Genomic DNA, 26,383 nt, shown 5'->3' with positions numbered 1-26,383 from the left:
GCCCCTCAAAAGTGCTCAAACCATCCGAACCCCGCCTAGCGTGTGAGCATGCCGACGGAACGCTCCGCTCCCACTCCCGCCCCCGGCGCCCTGCTCCTGTGCCGTGCGGAGCCCGAGGCCGTCGCCCCCGTCGCCCAGCTGCTGCGCGAGCACATGCTGCTCACACGCGCGGGCCGGGACTGGAGCGTCCTCGTCCCCGAGGGCAAGCCCTGGCAGGACGGCGCCGAACCGGTCGACCGCGTCCTCACCGGCTGGGCCGGGGCCCTCGCCGTCGGCGCACCTTGGCCGGTCCTCGCCCTGTGGTGGGACGCCGACCGCGGCGGCTACACCCTCGCGTCCGGCTTCCGCCGCCCCGTCGGCTACGTCTGGCTCGCCAACGGCACCCCGGCCGGCGAGGACGAGGCGATGCGCACCTTCGCCGCCCGGCTCGGCCTCGACCCGGTCCTGGACGTGCAGTCCCTGGACCAGCTGACGAAGCCGGACTCCGCCGCCGACGCCCGCGCCCGGCTGACGGGCCTGCTCGCCGTCCTCACGCGCGCGGGCCTCACCCTTCCCACGGGCCTCGCCCCCGGTGAACCCGCCGACCGGCTCCGCGAGACCGCCCGCGTCCAGCCCGACGCCCGGCCTCTCGAGTGGGAGGGCCGGCGCGAGACGGTCCGCGGCGAGCTCGAAGCCGTCGCGGGCCACCGCCTGGCCCCGTGGCTCCCCTGGTCCGGCGACCCCAGGGCGCGCGCCCTCGCCCTCGCCCAGGTGGCCGCCGGACTCCCGCTCACCGCCCTCGGCCTGCGACGCCGCAGCGGCGGCTGGGTCACGGCGGGCGCCCTGCTGCTGGCGCACGGGGCGCTGGGGCTGGCGTACGACCTCAGCCACCCGCGCGACTGAGCGCCGGCCCCTTGCGGGCGCGTGGCTGCCGCAGGCGTCGGTACGGCGGTCGTACGCGCCCGCGTGACCGGCGCACACGCGCATAGGCTGTCCACGCAACCCGAGACAGGGAACCCGGCACCCGCAGCACGGAGCCCGGGACACGGACGTACGCAGGAGAACCCCATGTACTTCACCGACCGCGGCATCGAGGAACTGGAGAAGCGGCGCGGCGAGGAAGAGGTCACCTTCGAGTGGCTTGCCGAGCAGCTGCGGACGTTCGTCGATCTCAACCCCGACTTCGAGGTGCCGGTCGAGCGGCTCGCGACCTGGCTGGCCCGTCTCGAGGACGAGGACGACGAGTAGGAATCGCCCCGCGACCACGGGCGATCCCCCAACTGCGCCCTCTCGCGCTCCACTTCACGGGGAGTTAGCCTTCTCCTCCCATCGCGGCAGGGATGCTTCCCTCGGTGCGGGGGAGCCGGAAGCGAACGGACGGGGGCGCCGTGGGTGGAGGGATCGAACGGATAAGGCTCGACGACGGAACCGTCGTATGGGCCAGAATCGGCGCGGCGGACGGCGCCGCGTCGCACGGGGGCGGTTTCCGGGACACCGGCGCCGGAGAGCGGATCTCCTCGCTCGCGGGCGGGCTCGCCGGCACCGTCGGCGGAGTCGTGCGCTCCCTGCGCGCCGGGCTGGAGACCACGGCACCCGTGGAGGTGTCCGTCACCTTCGGCATCGAGCTGTCGGCGCAGGCCGGCCGGGTCGTGAGCGCCATCGCGGGAGCGGGCGGCCAGACCTCCCTGACGGTGTCGCTGACCTGGACGGAGCCCGCCCACGAAGGCACCGGACACGATCCGGGGCAGGGGAGCGGCGGTACCCCCGGACCCTCGCCCGCCACCGGCGGATGACCGCCTTCGAGGAGCCCTTGAGCTCCCTCGAGGCGATGGTGCGCCCCACGCTCGCACGAATCGTGGCGTGCGGTGACGGGTATGCACCTGACGGTGACGGCTACTGGGGCAGTGGTTTCTTCGTCGCACCAGGTTGGCTGCTGACCTGTGCGCATGTCGTGGGGGAGGGGGGAGCGGCCGTGATGCGAGAGGGCGGCCCGGTCGGTGTCAGCTGGCAGGGCGGCACCACCACCGGCCAGGTGATCCTCGCCAAGCCCGGCCACGAGGCGCTTCGCGGCGGGCGCGGCTCCTGGAAGTTCCCGGACATCGCCCTGGTCAGGGTGCGCGAAGCCGATGACGCGCGGTGCGTGTGGCTGAGCGACCGGGCACCGGCGCTGCACGCGAGCGTCAGTCTGCACGGCTGGTCGCTGGAGACCGGTGACCTCGGCGTCCGCTACGGCACCGGACAGATCAGCGGGGTGGACGGCAAGGCGCTGCTGCTCAGCGGTGCCCTGCCGGTCGGCGGGCTGTCCGGGGGGCCGGTGCTCGACCGGCGGTCCGGCGCCGTCATCGGCATGAACAAGGGACGCGGGGAGCACGAGGGAGCCGCGGTCCCGATCACCGCCCTGCGCGAACTGTTCGACCTGGCCGGCGGTGACGTCCTGCACACGGTGGTGCGTGAGCACGACCGCCACCATCTGCGGCGCTTCACCGAGTCACCCGCCACCGCCTGGACCACGGCGCAGACCGAACTCCACCGCTCCGGGGTTCCCGGCGTCGACCCCGCCCTGCGGGTCCGCCTCTATGGGTACTTCGCGGAACTCCGCCCGCCCACCGGGCCGGGCCCGGTCCTGGACCTCGTCGGCCGGGTCAAGGCCACGGTGACCGGCGAGGACAACCACCCGCTCCTGCTGCACGATCCGCAGACCTGGCGCGAGGGCGCGGGCCTGTTGCACGGCCTGCGCGACCGCAGCGGCAGCCGCAGCAGTGCCGACGTCGAACTCGACGCCGTACTCCTGTACGCGGCGCACGTGGCCCGGCGCGCGGCCGGACAGGACGCCCGGCTGCTGCGGGCGTTCGCCGGCTGGATCACCGAACAGGCCGAGCGGCACGCCTACTGGCCTGTCGGCGAGGCGATCCGCGCCCTCCTGACGGACCTCGCCGGGGCTCCCGACCCGGCCGCCACGGCCCTCGGAACCGCCGGCGCTCCCGACCCGGCCGCCACGGCCCTCGCGAGCGTCGCCGTCCCCGAGGCCACGGCGGCGCCGGCGACCCGGATCGACGTCCTCGTACGGATCGGCGACATCCAGTACGGCGACCGCTATCCATGGAGCGTCCAACTCCTCTACGACGGCCAGGTCGTCACCCCCGTCGACGGCGACGACATCGGGGTGCCGCTCGGGCAGCTGGAGGAGTCCGTGCGCGGGGCGCTGGCGAAGGCCCTCAGCCTCGGCGACCACGACGAACACCTCGCCGCCGTCGAGGTGTTCCTGCCGCGCCGCCTGTTCGACCTGCCGGTCGACGAGTGGCAGCTCACCCCGCCCGGCGCGGCGGACGACGACTCCGACGCGCTCGACGAACAGTCCATGCCCATCGGTCTGCGCAGGACGGTCGTCGTGCGCGCCCAGCACCGCAACACCCGGCCGCCCAGCCCCGAATGGCGCCGCCGCCGGCGCGGCGTGGCGCGCGGCCCGCTGACCGCCGTACCCCTGCGGGCCGAGGCGGCGGCGGAGGGCCATGTGCCCGGCGCGCACCGGGAGGGCGCGCTGGCGGTGTACGGCCGGCTGGGCGGCGCGGACGACGCGTGCGTGCCGGTGCACTGCGGGCCCGTGGGCAGCGGTGACGGCCTGGAGGCCATGGGGCGCGCGCTGCTCGCCGGGCACGCCGTCGCGGTGTGGCGGCGGGACGCCCACCAGCCGGAGGAGTGCGCGGCGTTCCACGCGCAGGCCGCCCGGCTGCTGGAGTCGGCGGGCCGGGCGGACGGTCTCGCCCGCCACGTACGGGAGTTGCGCATCCGGCTGTCCGATCCCGACACCGCCCGGACACAAGGGCTCAAGGGCAGGATCGCCGTACTCCTGGACCCGCCCGACCGGCCCCGCCACGGAACCGAGCCCATGCACCCCCCGGCCCTGGCCGGACCCGAGCTCTGAGCCATGGCGACCGACCTGTCAACCAGCCTTCCGGGCAAGGGGGTTGACCGACCGCAAGGACCGACCGCAAGCGATATGGACACGCCGGGATCTCGGCAGGCCCGGCCGCCGGGCGGTAACGTGGCGGCGGACGGCCGGGACCGCTGCATGATCACCAGAGCCGGGAGGAGCCCATGGTGAACGACTGGCGGATCTACCGTGGTGCGGGGCAACCGCACGACGGTCTGCGGCAGTTACCCGCACCCCCGCCCTGGCGGGATTTCGCGGCGGCGCGCGACGGCGGCGAGGGCGGCCCGGAGGACCCCAGCAGCGCCCGCCGGCTCGGCGTCCAGCGCCGGCTCGTGGAGAACTACGCCCCCCGCCCCGCCGAGGTCGACGCCGTCAACGCGGCCCTCTACCTGCGCCGCCCGCTCCTGGTCACCGGCAACCCCGGCACCGGCAAGTCCACCCTCGCCTACGCGATCGCCCACGAACTGGGCCTGGGCCGCGTGCTGCGCTGGCCGATCGTCAGCCGTACCGCCCTCCAGGACGGCCTCTACCGCTACGACGCCATCGGCCGCCTCCAGGACGTCCAACTGGAGCGCGCCCAGGGCACGGAGAGCCCCGCGGCGACCGCGTCCGGCATCGGCTCCTACCTCCGCCTCGGCCCGCTCGGCACCGCGCTGCTGCCCGCCGAACGGCCCCGCGTCCTGCTCATCGACGAACTGGACAAGAGCGACCTCGATCTCCCCAACGACCTGCTGAACACCCTGGAGGAAGGCGAGTTCGGCATTCCCGAGCTGGAACGCCTCGCGGACCGCGAACCCGCCGTCGACGTCCTCACCGACGACGGCGAGCGGGTGGCCGTGCACGGCGGCCGGATCGCCTGCGCCGCCTTCCCGGTGATCGTGCTGACGTCCAACGGGGAACGGGACTTCCCCGCACCCCTGTTGCGCAGGTGTGTCCAGCTGGAGCTGGAGCCGCCCGGCGAGGAACAGCTCACCGCCATGGTCGAGGCGCACCTCGGCGCCGAGGGCGCCGCCGCCGGACGCGATCTGATCGCCCGGTTCCTCGCCCGCGACCCGGGCGAAGTGGTGGCCGCCGACCAACTCCTCAACGCCCTCTTCCTCACCCAGCACACCCCGCACGCGGAACGCCTCACCCGGGAGCGGATCGCGGACATGCTCATGCAGCCGCTCGACCGTTCGAGGTGATGGCCGGATGCAGGGGACGCATCTGGACGAACTGATCGCCCGGCTGCGCCGCGCGGGCCTCGACCTGTCCGCGGAGGAGGTGGCGGACGCGGTGTGGCTGGCCCGGTGGCTGGACCGGTCGGCGCCCCGCGACGCCCCGCAGGGCCCCCTGCCCCCACCGCCCGCCCCCGGCCCGCCCGGACCGGACACGCCCGCACCGCGGCCCGCCGGCGCCGACGGGCCGGACACCCCCGGAACCGGCCCGGACACCCGGGCGGGCGCCGTACCCCTGCACACGGCGGGCGCCGGCCCGCGGCAGCGCGCCACGGGCGGCAGCCGGCCCGCCTTCCCGGTGCGCGCTCCCGCGGCCACCGCGCTGCCCGGACTGCTCGGCCTGGAGAAGGCCCTGCGCGCGCTCGGCCGCTACCGGGCGGCCTCCGCGGCCCCCCAGGACGAGCGGATCGACGAGGAGGCGACCGCCCAGCACGCGGCCGCCAGCGGCGTACTGCTGCCCGTGCTGCGCCCCGACCGCCACCACCGCTGTGACATCCAGCTCCTCATGGACACCGGCCCCGCCATGTCCGTGTGGGGGCAGATGGTCGAGGAACTGCGGCAGGCCTGCCAGCAGTCGGGCGCCTTCGCCTCCGTCCGGGTCCACCAGCTCTACGACGACGGATCCGGGACCCCGCTCGTCGGCACCACCGCGGGCCCCGGCCGGCACACCCGGCTGCGCGGCGCCGACGAACTCCACGACCCCACCGGCCGCCGTCTCACCCTGGTGATCAGCGACTGCGTGGGACCCCTGTGGCAGCACGGCGGCGCCCAACGCCTGCTGCACCGCTGGCCGCGTACCTCCCCGCTCGCCGTCGTCCAGCCGCTGCCGCCGCGCCTGTGGGCCCGTACCGCACTTCCCGCCGAACCCGGAGTGCTGCGCAGGCCCGCCGAACTCGGCGGCCGGCTCGCCTTCGCACCCGACGAGGACCCCTGGGACGAACCCGCCGCCTACGCCCGCCCGGTGCCGGTGCTGCAACCGACCCCCGAGGCCTTCGAGGCCTGGGCCCGGCTGCTGTCCGGCACCGGCCCCACCAGCGAGCGCGCCTGGGCCGCCTGGACCACCCCCGACGCCGTACGGCAGGAAGCGGGTCCCGCGCCCGTGCGGCGCTCCGACGACGACCTGCTGCGCGCCTTCCGGGCCGGCGCCTCACCCGGCGCCCTCCGTCTCGCCGTCTACCTCGCCGCGGCCCCCCTCACCCTGCCCGTCATGCAGCTCGTCCAGCGCGCCATGCTCCCCGACACCGGCCCCATGGAACTGGCCGAGGTGCTCCTGGGCGGCCTCCTGCGCCGGCTGCCCGGCCCCGGCGACCAGCCCTGCTTCAGCTATCCGGGACGCGTACAGGACCTGCTCCTGGGCGACCTGGAGCAGGAGACGGCCGGACTGGTGCTCAAGCACTGCTCCGCCTACGTGGAACGCCACTTCGGCAAGGGCACCCGCAACTTCGCCGCCCTCGCCGCCGCCCGCCTCGCCGACCACGACCCGGCCGCCGCCGCCCCGGCCGGCGAGAACGACGGCCCGCCGGACGCCGAAGGCAGCGTCGAGGCCGAGCTGTTCGCCCGTATCCCGGCCCGGGTCCTGCGCTTCTACCAACCCGACCTGGTGACACCCGAACCCCTCGACGAGGCAGCCCGACTGCTCGGCCAGTGGCGCACCCTCGGCGACCCGGCGGTCCTGCACCGCGCCAGGGAACAGGCCGAGGCCGCCGTACGGGCCCCCGTGCCGGCCGAGGACGAGGGCGTACGGGCCCGACTGGTCCTCGCCCGGGTGCTGCGCGCCGAGGCGGGCACCGTCGCGGCACGGGTGGGGGAGCGGCGGACGGAGCTGCTGCGGGCCGCCGTGGCCGAACTCGCCACCGCCCACGGCGCGGCACCCGACGACAGCGCCGAACAGGCCGAGACGGCACTGGAACTGGCCGCCGCCAGGCACGAGTTGTGGCAGCTCACCGACGAAGCCGACCAGCTGTCCGCGGCGCTCGACGTGCTGGCACCCGACCTGCCGCCCTGGCCGACGGCGGCCCGCCGGGCCGGCGCCCCGGACGAACCCGTGCCCGCGTCCTGGCCGGTCACCGCCCACCGCTCACGGCTGCTGCGCCGCGGGCGCCTCCTGCTCGACCTGGCGCGCCCCGGCGAGGCCGTCCCCGAACTGCGGGAAGCCTGCGCCCTGTTGGACCGCGAGGGCGCCCCCGCCGCGGTCCGCAGCCCGGCCCTGCTCGACCTGGTACGGGCGCTGCGCGCCGCCGGGGCCGAGAACGCCGAGACGCGCGACACCCTGCTGCGGGCCGAGCAGGCCGCCGCGGGCGAACCCGGCCTCCTCCAGCCCTGCTACGCCGCCCGGGCCATGTTCCTCGACGCGACCGGCGCGCCCGGGGAGGCGGACGAGGCGTACGAGAAGGCCGCGATGCTCGCCCCCGCCGACAGCCCCCGGCGCGGTGAACTCCTCGCCGCCTGGGGGGAGTCGCTGCTGCGGCGCGCCTCGCGGGGGGACGGCGAAGGGCTCGTGGACCGCGCGGAGAACGTCCTGCGCGAGGCACTGAAGACGCTCCCCGCCCGCTCCTCCGAGCGCGGCCGGCTCCAGGCCCTGGTCGCCAGCGCACTGGCCCAGCGCTTTCGCCATCTCGGCTTCCTGCCCGACCTGTTCGAGAGCCGTCACCTCCTCGGCCAGGCGGTCCGTGTCGCCGCCGACGCCGGCGTCCGGGCCGAGGCCTGGCTCCAGTTGGGCCGCGTCCGCCTCGAAGGCTGGTACCGCGCCGGGGCACCCGTGCTGGTCGAGGCGCTCCAGGCGTACGAGAACGCCGAGCGCGAGGCCCACCTCGCCCACGGCGCCGACCCCGGTTCGGTCACCGCCGCCCGGGCCCGGCACGGATGCGGGGCGGTGCTGACGCTCATGGGGCGGTCCAGCGCCGGGTGGGCGGCCTATCGTGCGGCCCGGGAACGGTGGCAGCGGCTGGTGGGGGCGTTGCGGGAGGTCGACTGGGCCGACGTGGAACTCTCCCGTCACAAGGGCGAATACCCGGACGAGGACCGGGCCCCCGCCGCTCTCGGCCGGGGGATGTCGGAGGCGCAGTGGCAGGCGATGGCGCCGCCGTGGTGGCCGTGGACGGAGGGGTGGGGCAACTCGGCTGATCGTGACCGGAGTTGATCCGGGTCGGGTTTCTGGTTCCGGCCTGTCGGGAAGAAGTGGGCAGCCACTGCGCCGCGCGGGGGCGGGCCGAGGCAGGGAGGAGCCGAGGGTGGGGGACCAGAGGAAACGGGCAGCCGGTCCCGGTGGCGAGGATGCGCGGGGCGCGTCCCTGCCCGACCTCACCGACGTCGACCTGCGGACCTTGCGCGCCATGGACGACCCGGGCCTCATCGCGGCCGTCGACCACGTCCTGCGCAGCTCCGCCAGGTCCCGGGAGATGTGGTACGGCGACACGGATCCCGAGGTGACCCGCGCCAAGGCCGGTGAACGTACGTTTTCGGTCGGCCTTGGCGACCCGGAACGGGGCAAGGACACCGGCGGGTGACCGGGACATCGGTGCTTCCCGAGGTCTTCACGTCACTGGCGACGACCCGGCCCGCACGCGCGGGAACGGCGGCCCTGCGGGCCGCACTCCACGCGCGTCGCATGCTGCTCCTGAAGTCCCTCCTCGTCAGGGTCGACCAGCAGAGCCGGCTGCTGTCCTTGACGGTCAGGCGCCGCTTCGAGGAGGACTGGGCCCTGCTGGTCCGGGCCGAGCAGGCCGACACCCGCGCGGCCCGCGACGTGCTCGACTACCCGCTCACCGGCGCATGGCTCGTCGAGACCCTCGCCACGCCGACCGGCGCCACCCTCGACCGGCATCTGGCCCACCTGGGCGGCGTCGCGCTCGCGGCCGCCGTCCGAGCGGGCTGCGGGGTCGGCGGAACGCTCCCGGTGCCGTCGGGCGCACTGGCGCTGCCCGGCCTCGGTGTCCTGCGCTGCCCGTCCGGTGCCGTCCGGATCAGCGGCGGCGCGGGGCTGGTGCACCTCGGGGACACCCAGGGGCACAGCAGCGTCGTGCTCCAGAGCCCGGCGGCGCGACCGGCCTCCGGCGTGTCCCGCGGCGTCGGCAGCGGCCCCGGCTGGTCCGCACTGCGCACCCTGCCGGGCACCACCGTCGTCCTGGACGACCTCGACCCGTACCGCGTCCCCCCGCTCGGCATCGGGCCACGGGCCCTCCGCGCGACCGAGCGCCCCGACTGTCCGCGCCGGCTGTGGGCCCGCCGCTGGAGCGAGGCCCACGAGCTGCTCGCCGGGATCGACCCGGAGCGCGCCGCCGAGACGGGGGCCGTGCTGCGAGCCGTCGTACCGCTGGCCACCGCGGTGCCACGCGGAGCCGCACCGGTGGGCGCGACGCTGCGGGCCGCCCCCGGCGCCGCCCTCGCCCAACTCCCCGCGCAGCCCTGGGAGCTGGCCGAAACCCTGGTGCACGAGACCCATCACACCAAGCTGGCCGTGCTCGACGAACTGGTCCCCCTGTGCCGTACCGGCGGCCTCACCACCCATCGCGTGGGATGGCGCCATGACCCGCGGCCCGTCCCGGCCGTGCTCCAGGGCGCCTACGCGCACCTCGCGCTGACCGACCTGTGGTGGCGGGTACGGAACGAACCGGCCGCCCCGCCCGCGTGGCGGCACCGGGCCGACGAACGCTTCGAGGTGTTTCGGGACGACGTCGGACAGGCCTTGTCCCTGCTCCGCGAATCCGATGAACTGACCTCTCCTGGAAGGGAGTTCGTTCACGAGATGGGCAGGCACCACGCCGGTCTCGGCGTGGCGACCCATTGCGGGCGATGACACTACGTGGGCAAACGACTGCTGTGCGTTAGCGTGGGCGCGAGAGTGCGGCGGATGCGGGAACAGGGGAGCATGCGATGGCGGAACAGCGGCGGACGGACAGCGATGGCGCATCGGCGTCCGAGCGTGTCCTGGTGGTCTTCCCGGGCTACCACCGCTCATGGGCGACCTGGATCGCGCAGTGCCTGGAGAGCCATGGACACCAGGCCACACTCCAGCGCTGGGACCCGCCGCGCGAAACCCCGCTGGAGGACTCGCTCGGCGACCTGCTGCTGTCCTCCGGTCCGATCCTGCTCGTGCTGGACGACTGGTTCTTCGAACTGGGCCCACGCCCCGCGGGCGAGTGGAACGACGCCCTGCGCGGATTCGTCGCGGCCCACGCCGACCGGTTCGCCGCCGTCAACCTCACCAACCGGCCGCTGCTCCCCGCCACCGCGGTCCTCGAACCGGCCAGCCTGTGGGGACTGAACGAGGAAGCGGCGGAGGAACGCCTGCTCAGGCGCCTCGGCCTGCAACGCCGACGCGTCCCCAGGACCATCGCCGACCGGGCCCGCTACCCCGAGACGCGGTGCGAGATCTGGGGTGAGGTGCCACGCCGCAACCCCCGGTTCACGGGCCGCGACGATCTGCTGACCACGCTCCACCAGCGCCTCGCCGACGCCGAGCGCGGCGCCGCCGTGTGCACCCTGCTCGGCATGTCCGGCATCGGCAAGACCCAGCTCGCCGCCGAGTACGCGCACCGCTTCAGCCCCGACTACGACGTGGTGTGGTGGATCAACTCCGACGACCGCAACATCCAGCGCGACCGGCTCGGCGAGCTCGCCGTGGAGCTGGGGCTGCGCATCGGCAGCGAACCCGGTGAGCGCATCCGCGCCGCCCGGGAGGCGCTGCGCCGAGGGGAGCCGTACGCCCGCTGGCTGGTGATCTTCGACGGCTGGGACGACACCGACGGCATCAACACCCTGCTGCCCCAGGGCCCCGGACACGTCCTGGTCACCTCGCGCAACCGCGGCTGGAGCGAGCACAGCGACGTCGTCGAGGTCCCCGCCTTCCTGCGCCCGGAGTCCACCGGCTACCTCATGCGCAGGGCCCCGCACATCACCGCGGAACAGGCGGACGAGGTCGCCGCCGAGTTCGGTGACGTACCGCTGCCGCTGGTGCAGGCCGCCTCCTGGCTCGGTGAGTCACGCATGGAGGTGCCCGAGTATCTGCGGATGGTCCGTGAGCGCCGGCTCACCACGGTCGACGAGCCGGCCACCGGCGACGGCTTCCCGCAGTCGTCCATGACGTCCTGGTCGATACTGCTGAACCGGCTGCGCAACGCACAGCCGCAGGCCATCGACATCCTCGGACTGTGCACCTCGTTCGCGCCCGGCCGTATCCCGCTCGGCCTCATCCGCGCCTACCCGCAGACCGACCTGCCCGAGGAACTGCGGTGGATGTCCACCGACCTGCCCTCCTGGACCCGGGCCCTGGACACCCTCGTCAACTACTCCGTGCTCACCCGCGAGACCCGCGGTCCGGTCGGCGTCGAGATGGGCCCGCACCAGGAGTCGGTGCACATGCACCGCCTCGTCCACGACATCGTCTCCAAACTGACCAGCGAGGACGGCCGCACCACCCACCGCCAGGCGGTCCGCAGCCTCCTCGCCCAGGCCGACCCCGGCAACCCGCTGGACAGCCGCAACTGGCCCCGCTACGCCGAGCTGCTGCCGCACCTGGAACCCTCGGGCGCGCTGAGCAGCACCCAGCCGCGCATCCAGGAGACGGTCCTCAACTGCCTGCGCTACTGCATGCGCAGCGGTGAGTACAAGAGCGGGCTGAACCTCGCCCAGCGGATCCGCGACCACTGGTCGCACATCATGGACCCGCTGGCCCAGCCGATGCTCGACCTCACCACCCAGGAGGGCAACATCCTGCGGGCCAGCGGCAGGTTCCGCGAGGCGTACGAGCTCGACCGCACCGTCCATGCCCGGCTCCAGAGCGCCGAGCCGCGCATGGAACTGCCCGAACTGTCGGTCAAGGGCGCCATCGCCGCCAGCCTGCGCCACCTCGGCCGCTACGACGAGGCGCACGCATTGCAGCAGGAAGTCCGCGACGGCTACAGCCGCATGCTCGGCCCGGAGGAGAACCTCACCCTCATCGCCCGGCACAACCTCGGCGTCGGCCTGCGCCTGCTGGGCCGGTACCAGGAGGCGTACGACCTCGACCTGGACACCCTCGCCCGCCGGGAGAGCGTGCTGCGCGCCCGGCACATCAGCACCCTCAGCTCGGGCAACGCGGTCGCCCAGGACCTGCGCCTGCTGGGCCGCTACCGGGACGCCCTCGCCCGCCAGGAGCCGGTGGTCCGCCTCCATGTGCAGGTCCTCGGCGCCCAGCATCCGCAGACGCTCTCGGCCCGCGGCCAACTGGTCATGTGCCGCCGCCGCGAGGGCGGTCACGTCCAGGACGTGGGCCCCGAGATGGCGAGCCTGCTGGACCAGCTGGCCCGGGTGCACGGCCGTGAGCACTACCGCACCCTGGCCTTCATCACCAACTACGGCAACTACCTGCGGGAACACGGCGATCTGAACCAGGCCCGCGACCACATCGACGAGGCCGAGGCCGGATACCGCGCCCTTCTCGGCCCGGCCCACCCGGTGGCCACCGGCATGGTCGCCAACACCGGCCTGGTGATGCAGGCCGCGGGTGAACGCGCCGAGGCCATGGCGATGTTCGAGGCCGCGCTCGCCGGGCTCTCCGCCACCCTCGGCCCCGACCACCCCTGGGTCCTGGGCTGCGCCCTCAACGCCGCCAGCGCCCGCAACCTCAACGGCCGTATCGCGGACGCCGTCGAGCTGAGCCGGGACACCCTGCGCCGGGTGCGGCACGGACTGGGCCACGAGCATCCCCTCACCCTGTCCTGCCAGGTGGCGCTCGCCGCGGACCTGCGGGCGGCGCGGGAACAGGAGGAGGCCGGGAAGCTGGAGGAGGACGGCCTGCTCGGCCTCACCCGCACCCTGGGCGCGCAGCACCCGCACACCATCTCCGCCCGCCAACGCACCAGGCCCTACTGGGACTTCGAGCCCTTCCTGGGCTGAGCGGCAGCCGGCGAACGGAAAGGCCCGGCCCCCCTTGAGGGGACCGGGCCTTCCGGTGTGCTGACGAGACCTACGCCTCGAACACCTCACGCACCAGCTGCTCCTGCTCGGCCTGGTGCCGCTTCGCGGAACCCACCGCCGGGGACGAGCTGTGCGGACGCGAGATGCGCCGCAGCCGCTCGCCGTGCGGGACGTCCGCGCCGACCGCCAGGTCCAGGTGGTCGATCAGGTTGAGCGCGATGAACGGCCAGGCACCCTGGTTCGCCGGCTCCTCCTGGGCCCACAGGTACTTCTCGACGTTCGGGTACTTGGCGATCTCCGCCTGGAGTTCGGCACCCGGCAGCGGGTACAGCCGCTCGACGCGGACGATCGCGATGTCCGTGGCGCCGCGCTTCTGCCGCTCGGCCTCCAGGTCGTAGTACAGCTTGCCCGCGACGAACACGACCTTGCGGACCGCGGCCGGGTCCACCGACGCGTCGCCGATGACCGGACGGAACTGACCCGACGTGAACTCCTCCGTCTTCGACGCGGCGGCCTTCAGGCGCAGCATCGACTTCGGGGTGAAGACCACCAGCGGCTTGTGGTGCGGGTTGTGCACCTGCCACCGCAGGAGGTGGAAGTAGTTCGACGGCAGGGTCGGCATGGCGACCGTCATGTTGTTCTGGGCGCAGAGCTGGAGGAACCGCTCGACACGGGCCGAGGAGTGGTCCGGGCCCTGGCCCTCGTAGCCGTGCGGGAGCAGCAGGGTGACGCCGGACGTCTGGCCCCACTTCTGCTCCGCCGCCGAGATGTACTCGTCGACCACCGTCTGCGCGCCGTTGACGAAGTCACCGAACTGCGCCTCCCACATCACGAGCGCGTCGGGGCGGGCCAGCGAGTAGCCGTACTCGAAGCCCATGACCGCGTACTCGGAGAGCAGGGAGTTGTAGACGTTGTAGCGGGCCTGCTCCTCGGCGAGGTACTGGAGCGGGGTGTACTCCTCGCCCGTCTCACGGTTGATGAGGACCGCGTGACGCTGGCCGAAGGTGCCGCGCTGGGAGTCCTGGCCCGACAGACGGACCGGGGTGCCCTCCAGGAGCAGCGAGCCGACGGCGAGGGTCTCGCCCATGCCCCAGTCGATCGTCCCGTCCTCGACCATCGTCGCCCGGCGCTGCAACTGCGGGAGCAGACGCGGGTGGACGTGGAAGGTGTCGGGGATGTTGACCTGGGACTCGGCGATCCGCTTCACGACCTCCGAGGAGATCGCGGTGTTCACGGCGACCGGGAACTCCGCCTGCGGGTCCGAGATCGGGCCCTCGGCCGGCTGGGCCGTGATGGCCTCGCGGACCTCGGTGAAGACCTTCTCCAGCTGGCCCTGGTAGTCCTGGAGCGCCTGCTCGGCCTCTTCCAGGGTGATGTCGCCGCGACCGATGAGGGACTCGGTGTAGAGCTTGCGCACCGAGCGCTTCTTGTCGATCAGGTCGTACATCAGCGGCTGGGTGAAGGCCGGGTTGTCCGACTCGTTGTGACCGCGGCGGCGGTAGCAGATGAGGTCGATCACGACGTCCTTGTTGAACGCCTGACGGAACTCGAACGCCAGCCGGGCCACGCGGACGACGGCCTCGGGGTCGTCGCCGTTCACATGGAAGATCGGCGCCTCGATCATGCGGGCCACGTCCGTGGCGTACATCGAGGAGCGCGACGACTCGGGAGCCGCCGTGAAGCCGACCTGGTTGTTGATGACGATGTGGACCGTGCCGCCGGTGCGGTAGCCGCGCAGCTGCGACATGTTCAGGGTCTCGGCCACCACGCCCTGGCCCGCGAAGGCCGCGTCACCGTGCAGGGCGACCGGCAGGACCGTGAAGTCAGTGCCGCCCTTGTTGATGATGTCCTGCTTGGCGCGGGCGATGCCCTCGATGACCGGGTCGACCGTCTCCAGGTGGGACGGGTTCGCGGCCAGCGAGACGGTGATCTGCTCGCCGTCGAGGCCCGTGAAGGTGCCCTGGGCGCCCAGGTGGTACTTCACGTCGCCGGAGCCGTGCATCGACTTCGGGTCGAGGTTGCCCTCGAACTCGCGGAAGATCTGCGCGTACGACTTGCCGACGATGTTGGCGAGCACGTTGAGCCGGCCGCGGTGGGCCATGCCGATGACGACCTCGTCCAGGCGCGACTCGGCCGCGGAGTCGATGACCGCGTCGAGCAGCGGGATGACGGACTCGCCGCCCTCCAGGGAGAAGCGCTTCTGGCCGACGTACTTCGTCTGGAGGAAGGTCTCGAAGGCCTCCGCCGCGTTCAGCCGGCGCAGGATGCGCAGCTGCTCCTCGCGCTCCGGCTTGGAGTGCGCGCGCTCGATGCGGTCCTGGATCCACTTGCGCTGCTTGGGGTCCTGGATGTGCATGAACTCGACGCCGGTGGTGCGGCAGTACGAGTCGCGCAGCACACCGAGGATGTCGCGCAGCTTCATCAGGGACTTGCCCGCGAAACCGCCGACCGCGAACTCGCGCTCCAGGTCCCACAGGGTGAGGCCGTGCTCGGTGATGTCGAGGTCGGGGTGCTTGCGCTGGCGGTACTCCAGCGGGTCGGTGTCGGCCATGACGTGGCCGCGGACCCGGTAGGAGTGGATCAGCTCGAAGACACGGGCGGCCTTCGTGACGTCGTCGTCGTGGCTGGCGTCGATGTCCTTGAGCCAGCGGACCGGCTCGTAGGGGATGCGCAGGGCCTCGAAGATGTCGTCGTAGAAGCCGTTCTCGCCGAGCAGGTAGTTCGCGACGACGCGCAGGAACTCGCCGGAGGCGGCGCCCTGGATGACCCGGTGGTCGTAGGTCGACGTGAGCGTCATGACCTTCGAGATGCCGAGCTTGTTCAGGGTGTCCTGGGAGGTGCCCTGGAACTCCGCCGGGTAGTCCATGGAGCCGACGCCCATGATGACCGACTGTCCGGGCATCAGACGCGGGACCGAGTGGACGGTGCCGAGGCCGCCGGGGTTGGTCAGGGAGACCGTGACACCGGAGAAGTCGTCCATCGTCAGCTTGCCGTCACGGGCGCGGCGGACGATGTCCTCGTAGGCCTGCCAGAACTCGAAGAAGTTCAGCGTCTCGGCCTTCTTGATGCCTGCGACGACCAGCTGGCGGTCGCCGTTGGGCTTCACCAGGTCGATGGCGAGGCCGAAGTTGACGTGCTCCGGCTTGACCAGGGTCGGCTTGCCGTCCTTCTCCGTGAAGGAGTAGTTCATCGACGGCATGGCCTTGATGGCCTGCACCATCGCGTACCCGATGAGGTGGGTGAAGGAGATCTTCCCGCCCCGGGCGCGCTTCAGGTGGTTGTTGATCACGATGCGGTTGTCGAAGAGCAGCTTCACCGGGACCGCGCGCACGGACGTGGCCGTGGGCACCTCGATCGAGGCGTTCATGTTCTTCGCGACCGCGGCGGCGGGGCCGCGCAGCGTGACCAGCTCGGGACCCGCCGCGGACGCGGCGGCCGGCGCGGCCTTCGCGGCCGGCTGGGCGGCGGCGGGCTTGGCCGGAGCAGCGGCCGGAGCCGGAGCCGGGGCGGCGGCCTTCGCCGGCGCCGGAGCGGCGGCAGCGGGCTGCGCGGCCGCGGGGGCCGGCGCGGGCACCGAGGGCGCCGCAGGAGCCGCGGGGGCGGCAGGAGCCGCCGGAGCCGGGGCAGCGGGGGCCGGAGCAGCAGCCGCAGCCGGGGCGGCGGCCGCGCCTGGCTTGTAGTCGGCGAAGAAGTCCCACCAGGCTCGGTCTACCGAGTTCGGGTCCTGGAGGTACTGCTGATAGATCTCGTCGACGAGCCACTCATTGGCGCCGAACGCGGCAGCGGGGTTCTTTCCCGCTTGGTCTGCGTCGGTCGAGATGCTCGAGTTACTGGGGGACTGTGGCGACACGGCGGCAACCGCCCTCTTCCGCTTCACAAGGTGATGGACAGCGGGAATAAAGGCTACGCCTCCCTGGCCGGGAAGGTCAGGCCGGGCATGGTCATCGTCGCGTAAGTCACATCGGAGAGCGTGTTTCGGGGCCAGAAATGGCGGGAAACAAGCGTGGTTCCGCTTCTCACGGCGACAGCTGGCAAGGGGTGAGCGCGGCCCCGGACGCCGATGGCGCGGGCCTGTGACCGATCACACGTGTCCGTCAGCGCGGACGTCCGTGGATCTTGGTGCTCCGCTTCGAACTTTACGTCAACTTGGCAGAGATGGAAGTCCCGGGAGAGTGACAAGAATCCGGCAGCCACGCTCGGATTCGGCCACTCCGATCCGGCCGCCGTGCAGATCCACCGCCCAGCGGGCGATGGCCAGACCCAGCCCGGTGCCGCCGTCGCTGCCCGGGCCGTGCGGCCGGGTGATGTTGCCGCGGTTGAACCGCTCGAAGACGCGGTGCCACTCCGAGCGCGGAATGCCGGGGCCCTCGTCGAGAATCTCCAGCTCAAGGGATTCGGGCAGCGGGCCGCGCCGGGCCTTCACGGTGACCCGGCCGTGCGGCGGGCTGTGCTTGACCGCGTTGTCGATGAGATTCGCCACCACCTGGTGGATCCGCTCCGGGTCCGCGTGCGCGGTCAGCTCCGGCGGGGTCACGTCCAGATGCAGATGCACGTCGGTGCGCGTGTGGCTGCCGGATCCGGAACCAAGGCCCGCGCGGGCCGAGGCGACCATGTTGGCCTCCTTCAGCACGCCCGACAGATACGGCCACACCTCGAAGCGGCGCCGCTTCAGCGGGACGACGCCGTTGTCGAGGCGGGAGAGGTCAAGGAGCGTCTCGACCAGCCGGCCGAGCCGCTCCGTCTGCTTCAGGGCCGTACGCATCGTCTCGGGGTCCGCGGGCGAGACCCCGTCCACGATGTTCTCCAGCACCGCGCGGAGGCCCGCGATGGGCGTGCGGAGCTCGTGGGAGACGTTCGCCACCAGCTCCTTGCGCTGCTGTTCCTGGGCCTCCAGGTCGTCGGCCATGCGATTGATCGTCTCGGCCAGGTCCCCGAGCTCGTCGCGACGGTTCTCCCGCACCCGGCGTGTGTAGTCGCCGTGCGAGATGGAGCGGGCGACCGCGTTCATCTCGTCCAGCGGGGCCGTGAGCGAGTGCGCCACGAACTGGGTGATGAGCAGGGTGGCGATCATGGAGAAGACCGTGATGAACCGGATCTCCGTCTTGGTCTGCACCGCGATCATCGACAGGCCCGTGGTGATCAGGACCGAGGCGACGACCAGCGCCCCCAGCTTGGTCTTGATCGAGAACGGGCGCACGCTGCCCCAGGGCTCACCGGAGCCCTTCCACTGCCCCCCGGGGCCTCTCCGTCCGGCCGGGCCCTCGCTCATGGCGTCGGCGTCTCCAGGGCGTAGCCCACGCCGTGCACCGTGCGGATCCGCTCGGCGCCGATCTTCCGCCGCAGCGCCTTGATGTGGCTGTCGACCGTGCGGGTGCCGGAGGCGTCCGCCCAGTCCCACACCTCGGCCAGCAGCTGCTCCCGGGAGAGCACCGCGCGCGGGGTGTTCGCCAGGCACACCAGCAGGTCGAACTCGGTCGGTGTGAGGTGAACATCCTCACTCCGCACCCGCACCCGGCGCTGCGCGTGGTCGATCTCCAGTTCGCCCAGGCGCAGGATGCCCGAGCGGGGCGTGGCGGCGGCCAGTGCCGCCCGCTCCACGCGCCGCAGCAGGACGTGCACCCGGGCCGCCAGCTCACGCATCGAGAACGGCTTGGTCATGTAGTCGTCGGCGCCCACGCCGAGCCCGACCAGCATGTCGGTCTCGTCGTCCCGCGCGGTCAGCATCAGCACCGGCACCGGGCGGGCGGCCTGCACCCGGCGGCAGACCTCCAGGCCGTCGAAGCCGGGCAGCATGATGTCGAGGATCAGCAGATCGGGCTGCCAGGCCTCGGCCGTGTCGACCGCCGCCGGACCGTCGCCCGCGGTCTGCACGAGGAATCCCTCGGCGCGCAGCCGGGTCGCGATGGCCTCCACGATCGTCGGGTCGTCCTCGACCACCAGCACCCGGCGCTGTGCGCCCGGGGTGGCCGTAGCCGTGCCGTTGTGGGAGGTGTGTGTCTGCTCCATCGCCCGCCCCAAAAGTTGCTTTCCGGAATCAGTGGGGTGATTCCGCTCTCTGGCTTGCCTGCGCATGCTTGCGATTGACGCTTGAATGATCTGCGTCAGGGAAGCAGAGTACGGGGAGTCACCGCGCCTCGGCTATCCAGGTCGGACGCCGAGGTGCACGACGTCCGGAACGCCCCGGGCAACCGGGATCTCTTCGGTACGCACCTGTTGGAACCCGGCATTCCATAGGGAACTTTCAAATTCCGGAGAGGGCTGCGCCGACCACACGGCCAGCACCCCGCCCGGGGTCAACACCCTTGCGCAGCTGGCCAGTCCGGCCGGTGAGTACAGCCCGTCGTTGCCCTCGGTGACCGTCCAGCCTGGTCCGTTGTCGATGTCCAGGCACAGAACGTCGTACGTGTCCGATGTCTCATTGACGTAAGTGACAAGATCCGTTTCCAGAATCTTTGCGCGTGCATCCGCCAGTGCCCGCGCGGTGAGCGGGGACAGCGGGCCGGCGCGGTGCCAGTCGATGATGGCGGACTCCCGCTCCACGACCGTGATCCCGCCCCAGCGCGGATTCCCGGCGGCGTGCACGAGCGAGAAGCCGACCCCGAGGCCGCCGATCAGCACGCTCGGCGCGGCCCGGTCGTCCAGCGCGGCGAGCGCGGCGTCGACCAGCAGCCGCTCCGAGCGGCCGTCGGAAGTGTCCATCAGGAAACAGCCGTTGGCGATGATCTGTAGCAACTCCCCGTGCCGGCGCAGCACGACCTCGCCGTGCGGGCCCTCGCGACGGTCCAGGACTTCAGGGGTGTCGTACGAGATGGGCATCAGGTCATTTTGGCAGTTCGGTGGCTTCTGCACAGGGAGTTTCCGGGAGCCGCCCGCCGGACGGTCGTTGAGAACTCCCTGTGAATCGGCGCCCGCGTGGCGCCGGTCACAGACAAAGGCGCGGTCCGGAGCGAATCGTGGGGCGAGACGGAAGGAGGGCCTCGCGGTGGAGCGGACGGAGACGGCCGGCCTTCCCGATGCCCGCGTGCCCGACGCGGTCGGCCCTGACGTGTCCGAGCTGCTCGACGGCATCCCCGCTCAACGGACACCGGCACCGGCCGCCCGCCGGGCTCCGGTACGGCCCCGCCCCTGGCGCCTCCTCCCCACCCCCACCGGGACCCCCCTCACCTTCGGTTACGCCGCCGTCCTCGCCGTGACCTCGCTGGTCACCGAGTACGCCGACCCCGACCTCGTGCACACCCTGCTCCAGGGCTCCAGCACCGATGTGGCGCACCTCGTGCGGACGCCGGTGCTGGTGCTGCTCGCGAGCGCGCTGTGGATCGCGGGCGGACTGCTGTCGCCGTACACCCTCGGCTTCCTGGTCGTGCTGACCGCGTTGGAGCGGCGGATCGGCGGGGCGCGGGCGGCCGTGGTGTTCCTGCTCGGGCATGTCGGGGCCACGCTGGCGACCGAAGTGCCGGTGGGGCTCGCGGTGCTGGCCGGGCGGCTGCCGGACAGCTCGCTGCACCGACTGGACTACGGCATCAGCTTCGGGGTCGCCGCGAGCTTCGGGGCGCTCGCGGGGCTGCTGAGGCCCTGGCTGCGATGGCCGTCGCTGGCGCTGTTCGGCGCGATGCTGGTCCAGGACCTGCTCGCTTTCACCGATCCGCTGAGCAACTGGGGGCATCTGTTCTCGCTGGCGATCGGGGTGGGCGCGTGGCCGTTGGTCAGGCGGTGGCGGCGAGTTGGGAGAGCAGCTCGGTGACGATCTCCTGTGGGGTGTGGCGGTAGAGGGCGCGGTACTGGGTGCCCTGGAGGAAGGCGGGGAGGTCCATCCTCTCCAGGCACACCGGAACGAGTTTCACGCGCCGTTCGATCGAGGCCCGGTGCAGTTCGCGGGCTTCGAACATGCAGTACTCGCTCTCCAGGTACTCCTTCGACAGCAGCAGCACGCCGACCGCGGTCCGCGCCAGATTGCCGATCAGGTCGTCCAGCCAGTCCTCACCGACGCCGATGGCACCCTGCTCGCGGAAGTCGAAGACCTTCTGGAAGCGCTCGTTGAGCAGGCCGGAGAACGCGGCGGCCCGGTCGCCGTTGGCGGAGGCGTAGCTCAGGAAGACACGTTCGTTGCGTTTGGCGGCGGAGCGGAAGTAGTCCAGGGCCTGCGCGGTGCTGCCGATGTAGCGGGGCGGTTCGTCGATGACCCGCAGATGCGGATCGACGGCCGCGCCGAGGTCGTCGGGATCGCGCCAGCGCAGGATCGCCTTGCGGTGGCCGGTCGCGGTCTCGCCGTACAGCACGTTCTCCAGCGGCTCGAAGACGCGCGGCGAGAGGATCGGCAGCGTCGGAACGAACTGGCCGTGCGTGAAGGCGGCCACGAGATGGCCCTCCACGGTGTCCAGATCGACGATCACCCAGTCACAGGCCCGCAGCCGGGTGACCAGATCGAGGTCGAGGCGGGGTGGCCAGGGCAGCACGACGGGTTCCCAGGAGTGTTCCTCCAGCGCCTCGGTCAGCACCGACGTGGCGGACCCGTTGTCCGGCGAGACCACCAGCCCCACCTGGCGCTGGTGGTGCGACCGCCGCCGCTGCGCCGACGCCGACGCGTGCGCCTCGGCGAGGAACCCCCGGTAGACCGACTCGACCTTCCCCGGCAGCGCGGACTGGTTCGCCGCCTCGGTCTCCTGGGCGTCGTAGGGCACCAGGCGGACGCTCTCGGGGGCCCGTAACGCGGGCAGCAGCCGTTGGTCGTGGAAGACGACGGCCGGTTTGCGGGCCCGTACCGCCATGCCCAGTTCCAGCCGGAAGTAGCGGGCCATGTGCCGCAGCCGGGGCAGCAGATGCACCTCACGGGCCCCGCCCGGCAGCGGATGGATGCCGACGAACCCGTCCGCGTCCCGGATCATGCGCTCCAGACGGACCGGGCTGGTGAAGGACAGCGCCTCGTCGACCCGGAACGAGATGTCCTCGGCGGAGCTGAGCAGCTCCCAGAAGTAGAGGTTCTCGGCGGGGGAGTGGTACCGGTGGCTGAGGAAGACGTTGAGCCGGGCCGGTGACTCCATCAGACGCCCCCGGGGCTCTGCGGCGGCGTCGCCCCGCCCGGCACCCCCGTCGGCAGCCCCGGAACCACCGGCGGTGCGGGTGGCTCCGTCTGCTTCAGACGGTTGTAGACCGCGTCGAACGTGAAGCCCGAGACATAGCCGACGGCGAGGACGAAGAAGAGCAGCCGGCGGACGCCCTCACCGGCCAGGATGTCGGGGGACGCGGCGAGTTGGGCGGAGACGAAGAGCAGGAAGGCGATTCCGCCGGCCGACATGCCGAGGACCGCCGTCCGCGCCCAGTGCGTCTCGCGGTCGAAGACGGTGCGGGTGATCGCCCCCGAGGTGCCGGTGGCCAGCGCGCCCACGATGAGCGCGCTGAGATTGACCGCGGTGCTCGACTCGACGGCGTAGGTGAGCGGGATGGTGGCGAAGCCGAGCAGGAGCAGCAGCATCCCGGTGACCGCGCCGAGCCCGGCCCGCAGGGTGGCGCCCCGCCGGGACCTGGCCTCCTCGCGCTGCTTCTGCGCACGCCGTTCCCGCTGGGTGCCCAGCACCCTGACCAGTCGCTGTGCGCTGTCCCTGCCCCAGGGCGCGCCCATGGCCGAGACCTCGTCCGGCGTGGCGTGGTGGGTGGAGCGGTTCATGGTGTCCCAGACCTTGCGGGAGGCACCCCCGAACCACGCCACCGGATACACCGGTATCCCGAACGCGAGGCAGATCATCCCGGTGACCAGCGTGGAACGTCCGCCACCGACGAGGACCACCCCGTCGACCTCGCGCAGCGACCGGTAGAAGCCGACCTCCCAGTCGGCACCCGGATCGTTGCGTACGTCGAAGACCTCCGGCCGCTCGACGAGGTGCGGGAAGTCGGTCTCGGCGTCGTCGTCGTAGGGCGGCCGTACCTGGACCGAGCCCGGCGGCAGGTCCTCGCGGGTGAGGTATCCGGTGACGACACGGTCCTCCACGAACTGCGCCTCGCTTGAGTACACGACGATCCGGCACCCGGCCGCGGCCAGCGCCGTCCCGATCTCCTCACCGGCCGTCAGCGCGGCCTCGGTGTCGCCCATCGGGGGGTCGTACGAACGCCCCGGATCCGCACTCCCCAGCACAGCGATCAACGGCCCCATCGGCCATCCCCCCTCCACGCCGGCTTGGAACACGGCGCGCAGGAAGTTCCCTTCCGTCAGTTCCCGTCCCGCAAACGGGCTTTGGCCAGCCCTGCCGCCAACGCCGGGATGCCGAGCCGCTGTTCGTCCTCCGGGCCGGCGCCGTGCAGGCGGTTCCGCAGCTGATACGGATCGGCGCGCAGGTCGTAGTACTCGCGGAAGAGCACCTTGCCGTCGCCGTGCGGGCGGCCGTCGGTGCCGAGGCGGGTGCGGTAGTACTCCGTGTACTGCTCGGTTTTGCCGACGTACGACGCCCAGGTGTGGATCGGCTGCTTGTCCTGCCGGTTCCACCACCACTCGGCGAGCAGATGGCTGCGGTCGCTGTCCCGGTCGAGCAGGGAGTGGCCGTCCTGCGGGGTGTCCGGGGCGACGCCCGCCGCGGCGAGGAGGGTGGGCGCGATGTCGACGTGGCCGGTGAGCCGGTCGTCGGCGCGGGCGTCGCCGTGCCCGCCGGCGGGCCAGGAGAGGTGGAAGGGCACTTCGAGGCTCGGCCGGTAGGGCACCGACTTGCGCAGCCAGCCGTGGTCGCCCCAGCACAGGCCGTGGTCGCTGGTGAACAGCACGAGCGTGTTGTCGAGTTGGCCGAGCGCGCGCAGCTTGTCGCGGAAGTCGCGCATCGCGTCGTCCACGGACAGCAGCGTGCGCAGCTGACGGGTGCGCAGGGCGCTGCCCTCGGCGAAGGTGTGGTGGGCCCGGCGGAGGTAGGGCGGTTTGTCGCCCTTGCTGGGCTCGAACACCGACGGGCGGCCCTGCCACTCGGGCACGCGCGTGTGGGCGTACCTCCGCTCCGGGATGTTCACCTCGTGCGCGGAGCGCGTGGCGACGAACGCGAACCAGGGGCGGCTGTCGTCGCGCGAGCGCTCGATGAAGTCGAGGGCGCGGTCCTTGATGACGGTGGTGTTGTAGCCGGGGAGGGTCCGGACGGTGCCGTTGTCGTTGTAGTGGCCGTTGTAGTAGCGCACCGGCTCCTGGAGCAGCCACTCGTCGAAGTGGGGCGGGTTGTGGCCGGTGGGCCAGTAGTTGAGGTACTTGCCGAACAGGCCGGTGCGGTAGCCCGCCTCGTGCAACCGGCACTGGACCGTGGTGCGTTGGTCGAGATGGCCGGGGTGGCGGGTGTCGAGGAGGCCGTGGTTGTGGGCGTACCGGCCGGACATGATCGACGCCCGGGACGGGGCGCAGAGCGGGGTGTTGGCGTGCGCGCGCCCGAAGGTCGTGCCGTGGCCGCCGAGCCAGTCCAGGGTCTGGGGGAGGGCCCAGTCCGTGTCCTTCGGCTGGTCGTCGGTGAGGACCAGGAGGATGTTGGGGCGGTCGCTGCCGCGGGGCACGGGGGAGGCGGGTGGCCGGCTCGCCACGGGGGCGGCGGTGCGGCCGGGGCCGGTGGCGGTGGCCGTGGGCGAGCCGCCGCCGGTGGCCTTGAGGACGAACGGTATAGCCGCCCCCGTCGCCGCCACGGCCGCTCCGGTCATCACCGCGCGCCGCCCCGGCCCGCGCCGCCGCTCCCCACCGCTCATCCGTTGCCCCAAGTCCCCGTAAAACCCCGTATAAACGCTCAATCGAGCTGTGAATGAGCTTGCAGTGTGCAGGGACTTCCTGTGAACGGCGTTGCGGGGATGTCGCGGCGGCCTTGCGATGACGTGGAGATCGGGGCTGGTCAGCGATCCCCGGACGCCTCCGGCGTCCACACGTACGGCGTGGTCGTCGTCACCGCCGTGAAGCCCAGCCGGCGCAGGATCGGGGCGCTGTCGTCGGAGGCGTCCACGTGCAGATAGGTCACGCCGCGGGCGGCGGCGAGGGCGGCGCGGGTGGCGACGAGCGCGCGGTAGATCCCGCGGCCCCGCCACGCGGCGAGCGTGGAGCCGCCCCACAGGCTCGCGAAGTCGGTGCCCGCGCGGAAGGCCAGCCAGGCGGCGGCGACGACCTCGCCGTCCGCCTCGGCGACGTAGACCGCGATCTCGTCGGGAGCGGCGGCGACCCGGCCGATGAGATCGTCGGCGAGCCACCCCCGGTCCTGCCCCCACACGGCCGACTCCATGGCGGCGATCCGCCGCATGTCCGCGTCGGCGGTCACCCGCCGCAGGGTGACCCCGTCCGGCGGCACGGACTCCTGTACGGCCATCTCGGCCGCGCGCCCGATCAGCACCGTCTCCCGGTCCTCCGGCACGAACCCGGCGGCGCGGAGTCGCCGGGTGAGGTCGGCGGGGGTGTCGTGGGCGCGCGTCTTCCACTCCACCGCCTCACCCCGCGCGGCGAAGAAGTCCCGCTGCCGGGCGATCAGCCGGTCCAGTTCCGCGCCGTCCGTCCCGAGGTCGCGCGGCCCGCTCAGGAACCCCCGGAACTGCCCGACGATCCGCAGCAGCGGCCCGTCCTTGTCGTACGTCACCCCGGCCGGCGGGGTGGGCGGCACACCGCGCATCTGGTCGTCGTAGGCGGCGAGGTAGGTCTGTGTATCGGTCACGGGGTGAACGTACGCGGGCGCGGGGACGGGGCAACTTCTTTTCCCCGCCGCCTGTTTCAGTTCCCGGTGTACTTCGCGCTCGTCAGCACCGCCGACACCGACCACCCCAGCGACGCGTACAGCGCCCTTCCCGCGGGCGTGCCCGCCAGCACGCATCGTTCCGCCCCCTGTTCCAGCGCCGCCCGCTGGAGGGTACGCATGACGAGGGTGGCGAGGCCGCGGCGCTGGTGGGCGGGGGAGGTGGCGATCTGGTCGGCGACCGCGGTGACGCCGGTCGGGGCGAGCTGGCCGCGGGCCGCCCAGGAGCCGTCGGGACCGGCGACCATGGTGCGGACGACTCCGCCGCGCGACCAGGTGTGCTGCCGGTAACCCTCCGGGAGCGGGGGCACCTCGGCGGTCGCCGGGGTGAGGGGGAGCGTCATCAGATAGCCGGGCTCGGGGTCGACCCACCAGCGGTCGTCCAGCCAGCCGGAGACGACGGCCGGATGCCGGAACGCCTTGAGCCAGACCCCGGCCCCGGTCACCGCCTCGGCGACCTTCCGTACGGCCGCCGCCTCGACGCCCTCGCCGATCGCGCCGAGGACGTGCCGGGTGACGTGTCCGTCCATGCCCATGTCGATCGTGCAGCCCCAGGGCTCCAGCACCGGCGGGGCGGCCCCGCGCGAGACGACCCACCCGTCCACCCAGGCCCGCACGGTCTCGTCCACGACATCTCCCCGTAA

19 protein-coding genes are annotated in these 26,383 nt (G+C 72.7%); 10 read left to right on the top strand and 9 right to left on the bottom strand.

Going from position 1 to position 26,383, the window contains the following annotated elements; all coding sequences use genetic code 11:
• Nucleotides 1-48: 48 nt before the first annotated feature.
• From OG866_RS14400 to fxsT, 9 genes are all read left to right on the top strand, one after another.
• Complete coding sequence (locus OG866_RS14400; protein WP_329334822.1) at nucleotides 49-882, top strand: hypothetical protein; 834 nt, start codon at nucleotides 49-51, stop codon at nucleotides 880-882.
• A 165-nt stretch (nucleotides 883-1,047) separates the two neighbouring features.
• Nucleotides 1,048-1,227, top strand: coding sequence for a DUF6104 family protein (locus tag OG866_RS14395; protein WP_329334820.1), 180 nt, complete (start codon nucleotides 1,048-1,050; stop codon nucleotides 1,225-1,227).
• Nucleotides 1,228-1,367: 140 nt separating this feature from the next.
• Nucleotides 1,368-1,772: a CU044_2847 family protein gene (locus tag OG866_RS14390; protein WP_329334818.1), complete on the top strand. Its 405-nt coding sequence runs from the start codon at nucleotides 1,368-1,370 to the stop codon at nucleotides 1,770-1,772.
• A 17-nt stretch (nucleotides 1,773-1,789) separates the two neighbouring features.
• The gene (locus tag OG866_RS14385) at nucleotides 1,790-3,901 is read left to right on the top strand and encodes a VMAP-C domain-containing protein (RefSeq protein ID WP_329334816.1); all 2,112 of its coding nucleotides are present in this window, start codon (nucleotides 1,790-1,792) and stop codon (nucleotides 3,899-3,901) included.
• A 176-nt stretch (nucleotides 3,902-4,077) separates the two neighbouring features.
• The gene (locus OG866_RS14380; protein ID WP_329344095.1) at nucleotides 4,078-5,094 is read left to right on the top strand and encodes an AAA family ATPase; all 1,017 of its coding nucleotides are present in this window, start codon (nucleotides 4,078-4,080) and stop codon (nucleotides 5,092-5,094) included.
• Nucleotides 5,095-5,101: 7 nt separating this feature from the next.
• Entirely contained in the window at nucleotides 5,102-8,266 is a 3,165-nt protein-coding gene (locus tag OG866_RS14375; protein WP_329334815.1) for an SAV_2336 N-terminal domain-related protein, read from the top strand.
• A 91-nt stretch (nucleotides 8,267-8,357) separates the two neighbouring features.
• Nucleotides 8,358-8,633 (top strand): hypothetical protein, encoded by a 276-nt coding sequence (locus OG866_RS14370; protein ID WP_329334813.1) that lies wholly within the window; start codon nucleotides 8,358-8,360, stop codon nucleotides 8,631-8,633.
• Entirely contained in the window at nucleotides 8,630-9,922 is a 1,293-nt protein-coding gene (locus OG866_RS14365; protein ID WP_329334811.1) for an aKG-HExxH-type peptide beta-hydroxylase, read from the top strand. Before OG866_RS14370 ends, OG866_RS14365 begins: the two co-directional genes overlap by 4 nt.
• A 77-nt stretch (nucleotides 9,923-9,999) precedes the next feature.
• The gene (gene fxsT / locus OG866_RS14360; RefSeq protein WP_329334809.1) at nucleotides 10,000-13,002 is read left to right on the top strand and encodes an FxSxx-COOH system tetratricopeptide repeat protein; all 3,003 of its coding nucleotides are present in this window, start codon (nucleotides 10,000-10,002) and stop codon (nucleotides 13,000-13,002) included.
• A 70-nt stretch (nucleotides 13,003-13,072) separates the two neighbouring features.
• On the opposite strand, the gene OG866_RS14355 is transcribed toward fxsT, so the two are convergent.
• The 4 genes from OG866_RS14355 to OG866_RS14340 all read right to left on the bottom strand — a co-directional run bounded on the left by OG866_RS14355 (nucleotide 13,073) and on the right by OG866_RS14340 (nucleotide 19,839).
• The gene (locus OG866_RS14355) at nucleotides 13,073-16,873 is read right to left on the bottom strand and encodes a multifunctional oxoglutarate decarboxylase/oxoglutarate dehydrogenase thiamine pyrophosphate-binding subunit/dihydrolipoyllysine-residue succinyltransferase subunit (protein ID WP_329334808.1); all 3,801 of its coding nucleotides are present in this window, start codon (nucleotides 16,871-16,873) and stop codon (nucleotides 13,073-13,075) included.
• Between the two features lie 291 nt (nucleotides 16,874-17,164).
• Nucleotides 17,165-18,292, bottom strand: a complete 1,128-nt coding sequence (locus OG866_RS14350) for a HAMP domain-containing sensor histidine kinase (RefSeq protein WP_329334806.1) — start codon at nucleotides 18,290-18,292, stop codon at nucleotides 17,165-17,167.
• Nucleotides 18,289-19,029 (bottom strand): response regulator transcription factor, encoded by a 741-nt coding sequence (locus OG866_RS14345; protein WP_046261291.1) that lies wholly within the window; start codon nucleotides 19,027-19,029, stop codon nucleotides 18,289-18,291. Before OG866_RS14345 ends, OG866_RS14350 begins: the two co-directional genes overlap by 4 nt.
• Nucleotides 19,030-19,161: 132 nt before the next feature.
• Nucleotides 19,162-19,839 carry a spermidine synthase gene (locus tag OG866_RS14340; protein WP_329334802.1) on the bottom strand — a complete coding sequence of 226 codons (678 nt, stop codon included), beginning with the start codon at nucleotides 19,837-19,839 and terminating at the stop codon, nucleotides 19,162-19,164.
• A 166-nt stretch (nucleotides 19,840-20,005) separates the two neighbouring features.
• Between OG866_RS14340 and OG866_RS14335 the strand changes: the two genes are divergently transcribed.
• Nucleotides 20,006-20,764 (top strand): rhomboid-like protein, encoded by a 759-nt coding sequence (locus tag OG866_RS14335; protein WP_329334800.1) that lies wholly within the window; start codon nucleotides 20,006-20,008, stop codon nucleotides 20,762-20,764.
• Here OG866_RS14335 and OG866_RS14330 read toward each other — a convergent pair.
• The 5 genes from OG866_RS14330 to OG866_RS14310 form a co-directional block, all read right to left on the bottom strand.
• A complete protein-coding gene (locus OG866_RS14330; RefSeq protein WP_329334799.1) occupies nucleotides 20,727-22,061 on the bottom strand; it encodes a toll/interleukin-1 receptor domain-containing protein in 1,335 nt (444 codons plus the stop codon). The two genes, OG866_RS14335 and OG866_RS14330, sit on opposite strands and share 38 nt — an antisense overlap.
• Nucleotides 22,061-23,107: a hypothetical protein gene (locus OG866_RS14325; protein ID WP_329334797.1), complete on the bottom strand. Its 1,047-nt coding sequence runs from the start codon at nucleotides 23,105-23,107 to the stop codon at nucleotides 22,061-22,063. Before OG866_RS14325 ends, OG866_RS14330 begins: the two co-directional genes overlap by 1 nt.
• A gap of 116 nt (nucleotides 23,108-23,223) precedes the next feature.
• Complete coding sequence (locus tag OG866_RS14320) at nucleotides 23,224-24,717, bottom strand: sulfatase family protein (RefSeq protein ID WP_329334795.1); 1,494 nt, start codon at nucleotides 24,715-24,717, stop codon at nucleotides 23,224-23,226.
• A gap of 140 nt (nucleotides 24,718-24,857) precedes the next feature.
• Nucleotides 24,858-25,619: a GNAT family N-acetyltransferase gene (locus tag OG866_RS14315; RefSeq protein WP_443063640.1), complete on the bottom strand. Its 762-nt coding sequence runs from the start codon at nucleotides 25,617-25,619 to the stop codon at nucleotides 24,858-24,860.
• 98 nt (nucleotides 25,620-25,717) lie between these two features.
• On the bottom strand, nucleotides 25,718-26,368 hold the full coding sequence (locus tag OG866_RS14310) for a GNAT family N-acetyltransferase (protein ID WP_329334792.1): 651 nt from the start codon (nucleotides 26,366-26,368) through the stop codon (nucleotides 25,718-25,720).
• Nucleotides 26,369-26,383: the final 15 nt, after the last annotated feature.

Source organism: Streptomyces sp. NBC_00663 (assembly GCF_036226885.1).
Taxonomy (GTDB): Bacteria; Actinomycetota; Actinomycetes; order Streptomycetales; family Streptomycetaceae; genus Streptomyces.
This window is presented reverse-complemented; position numbering and strand designations above follow the sequence as displayed.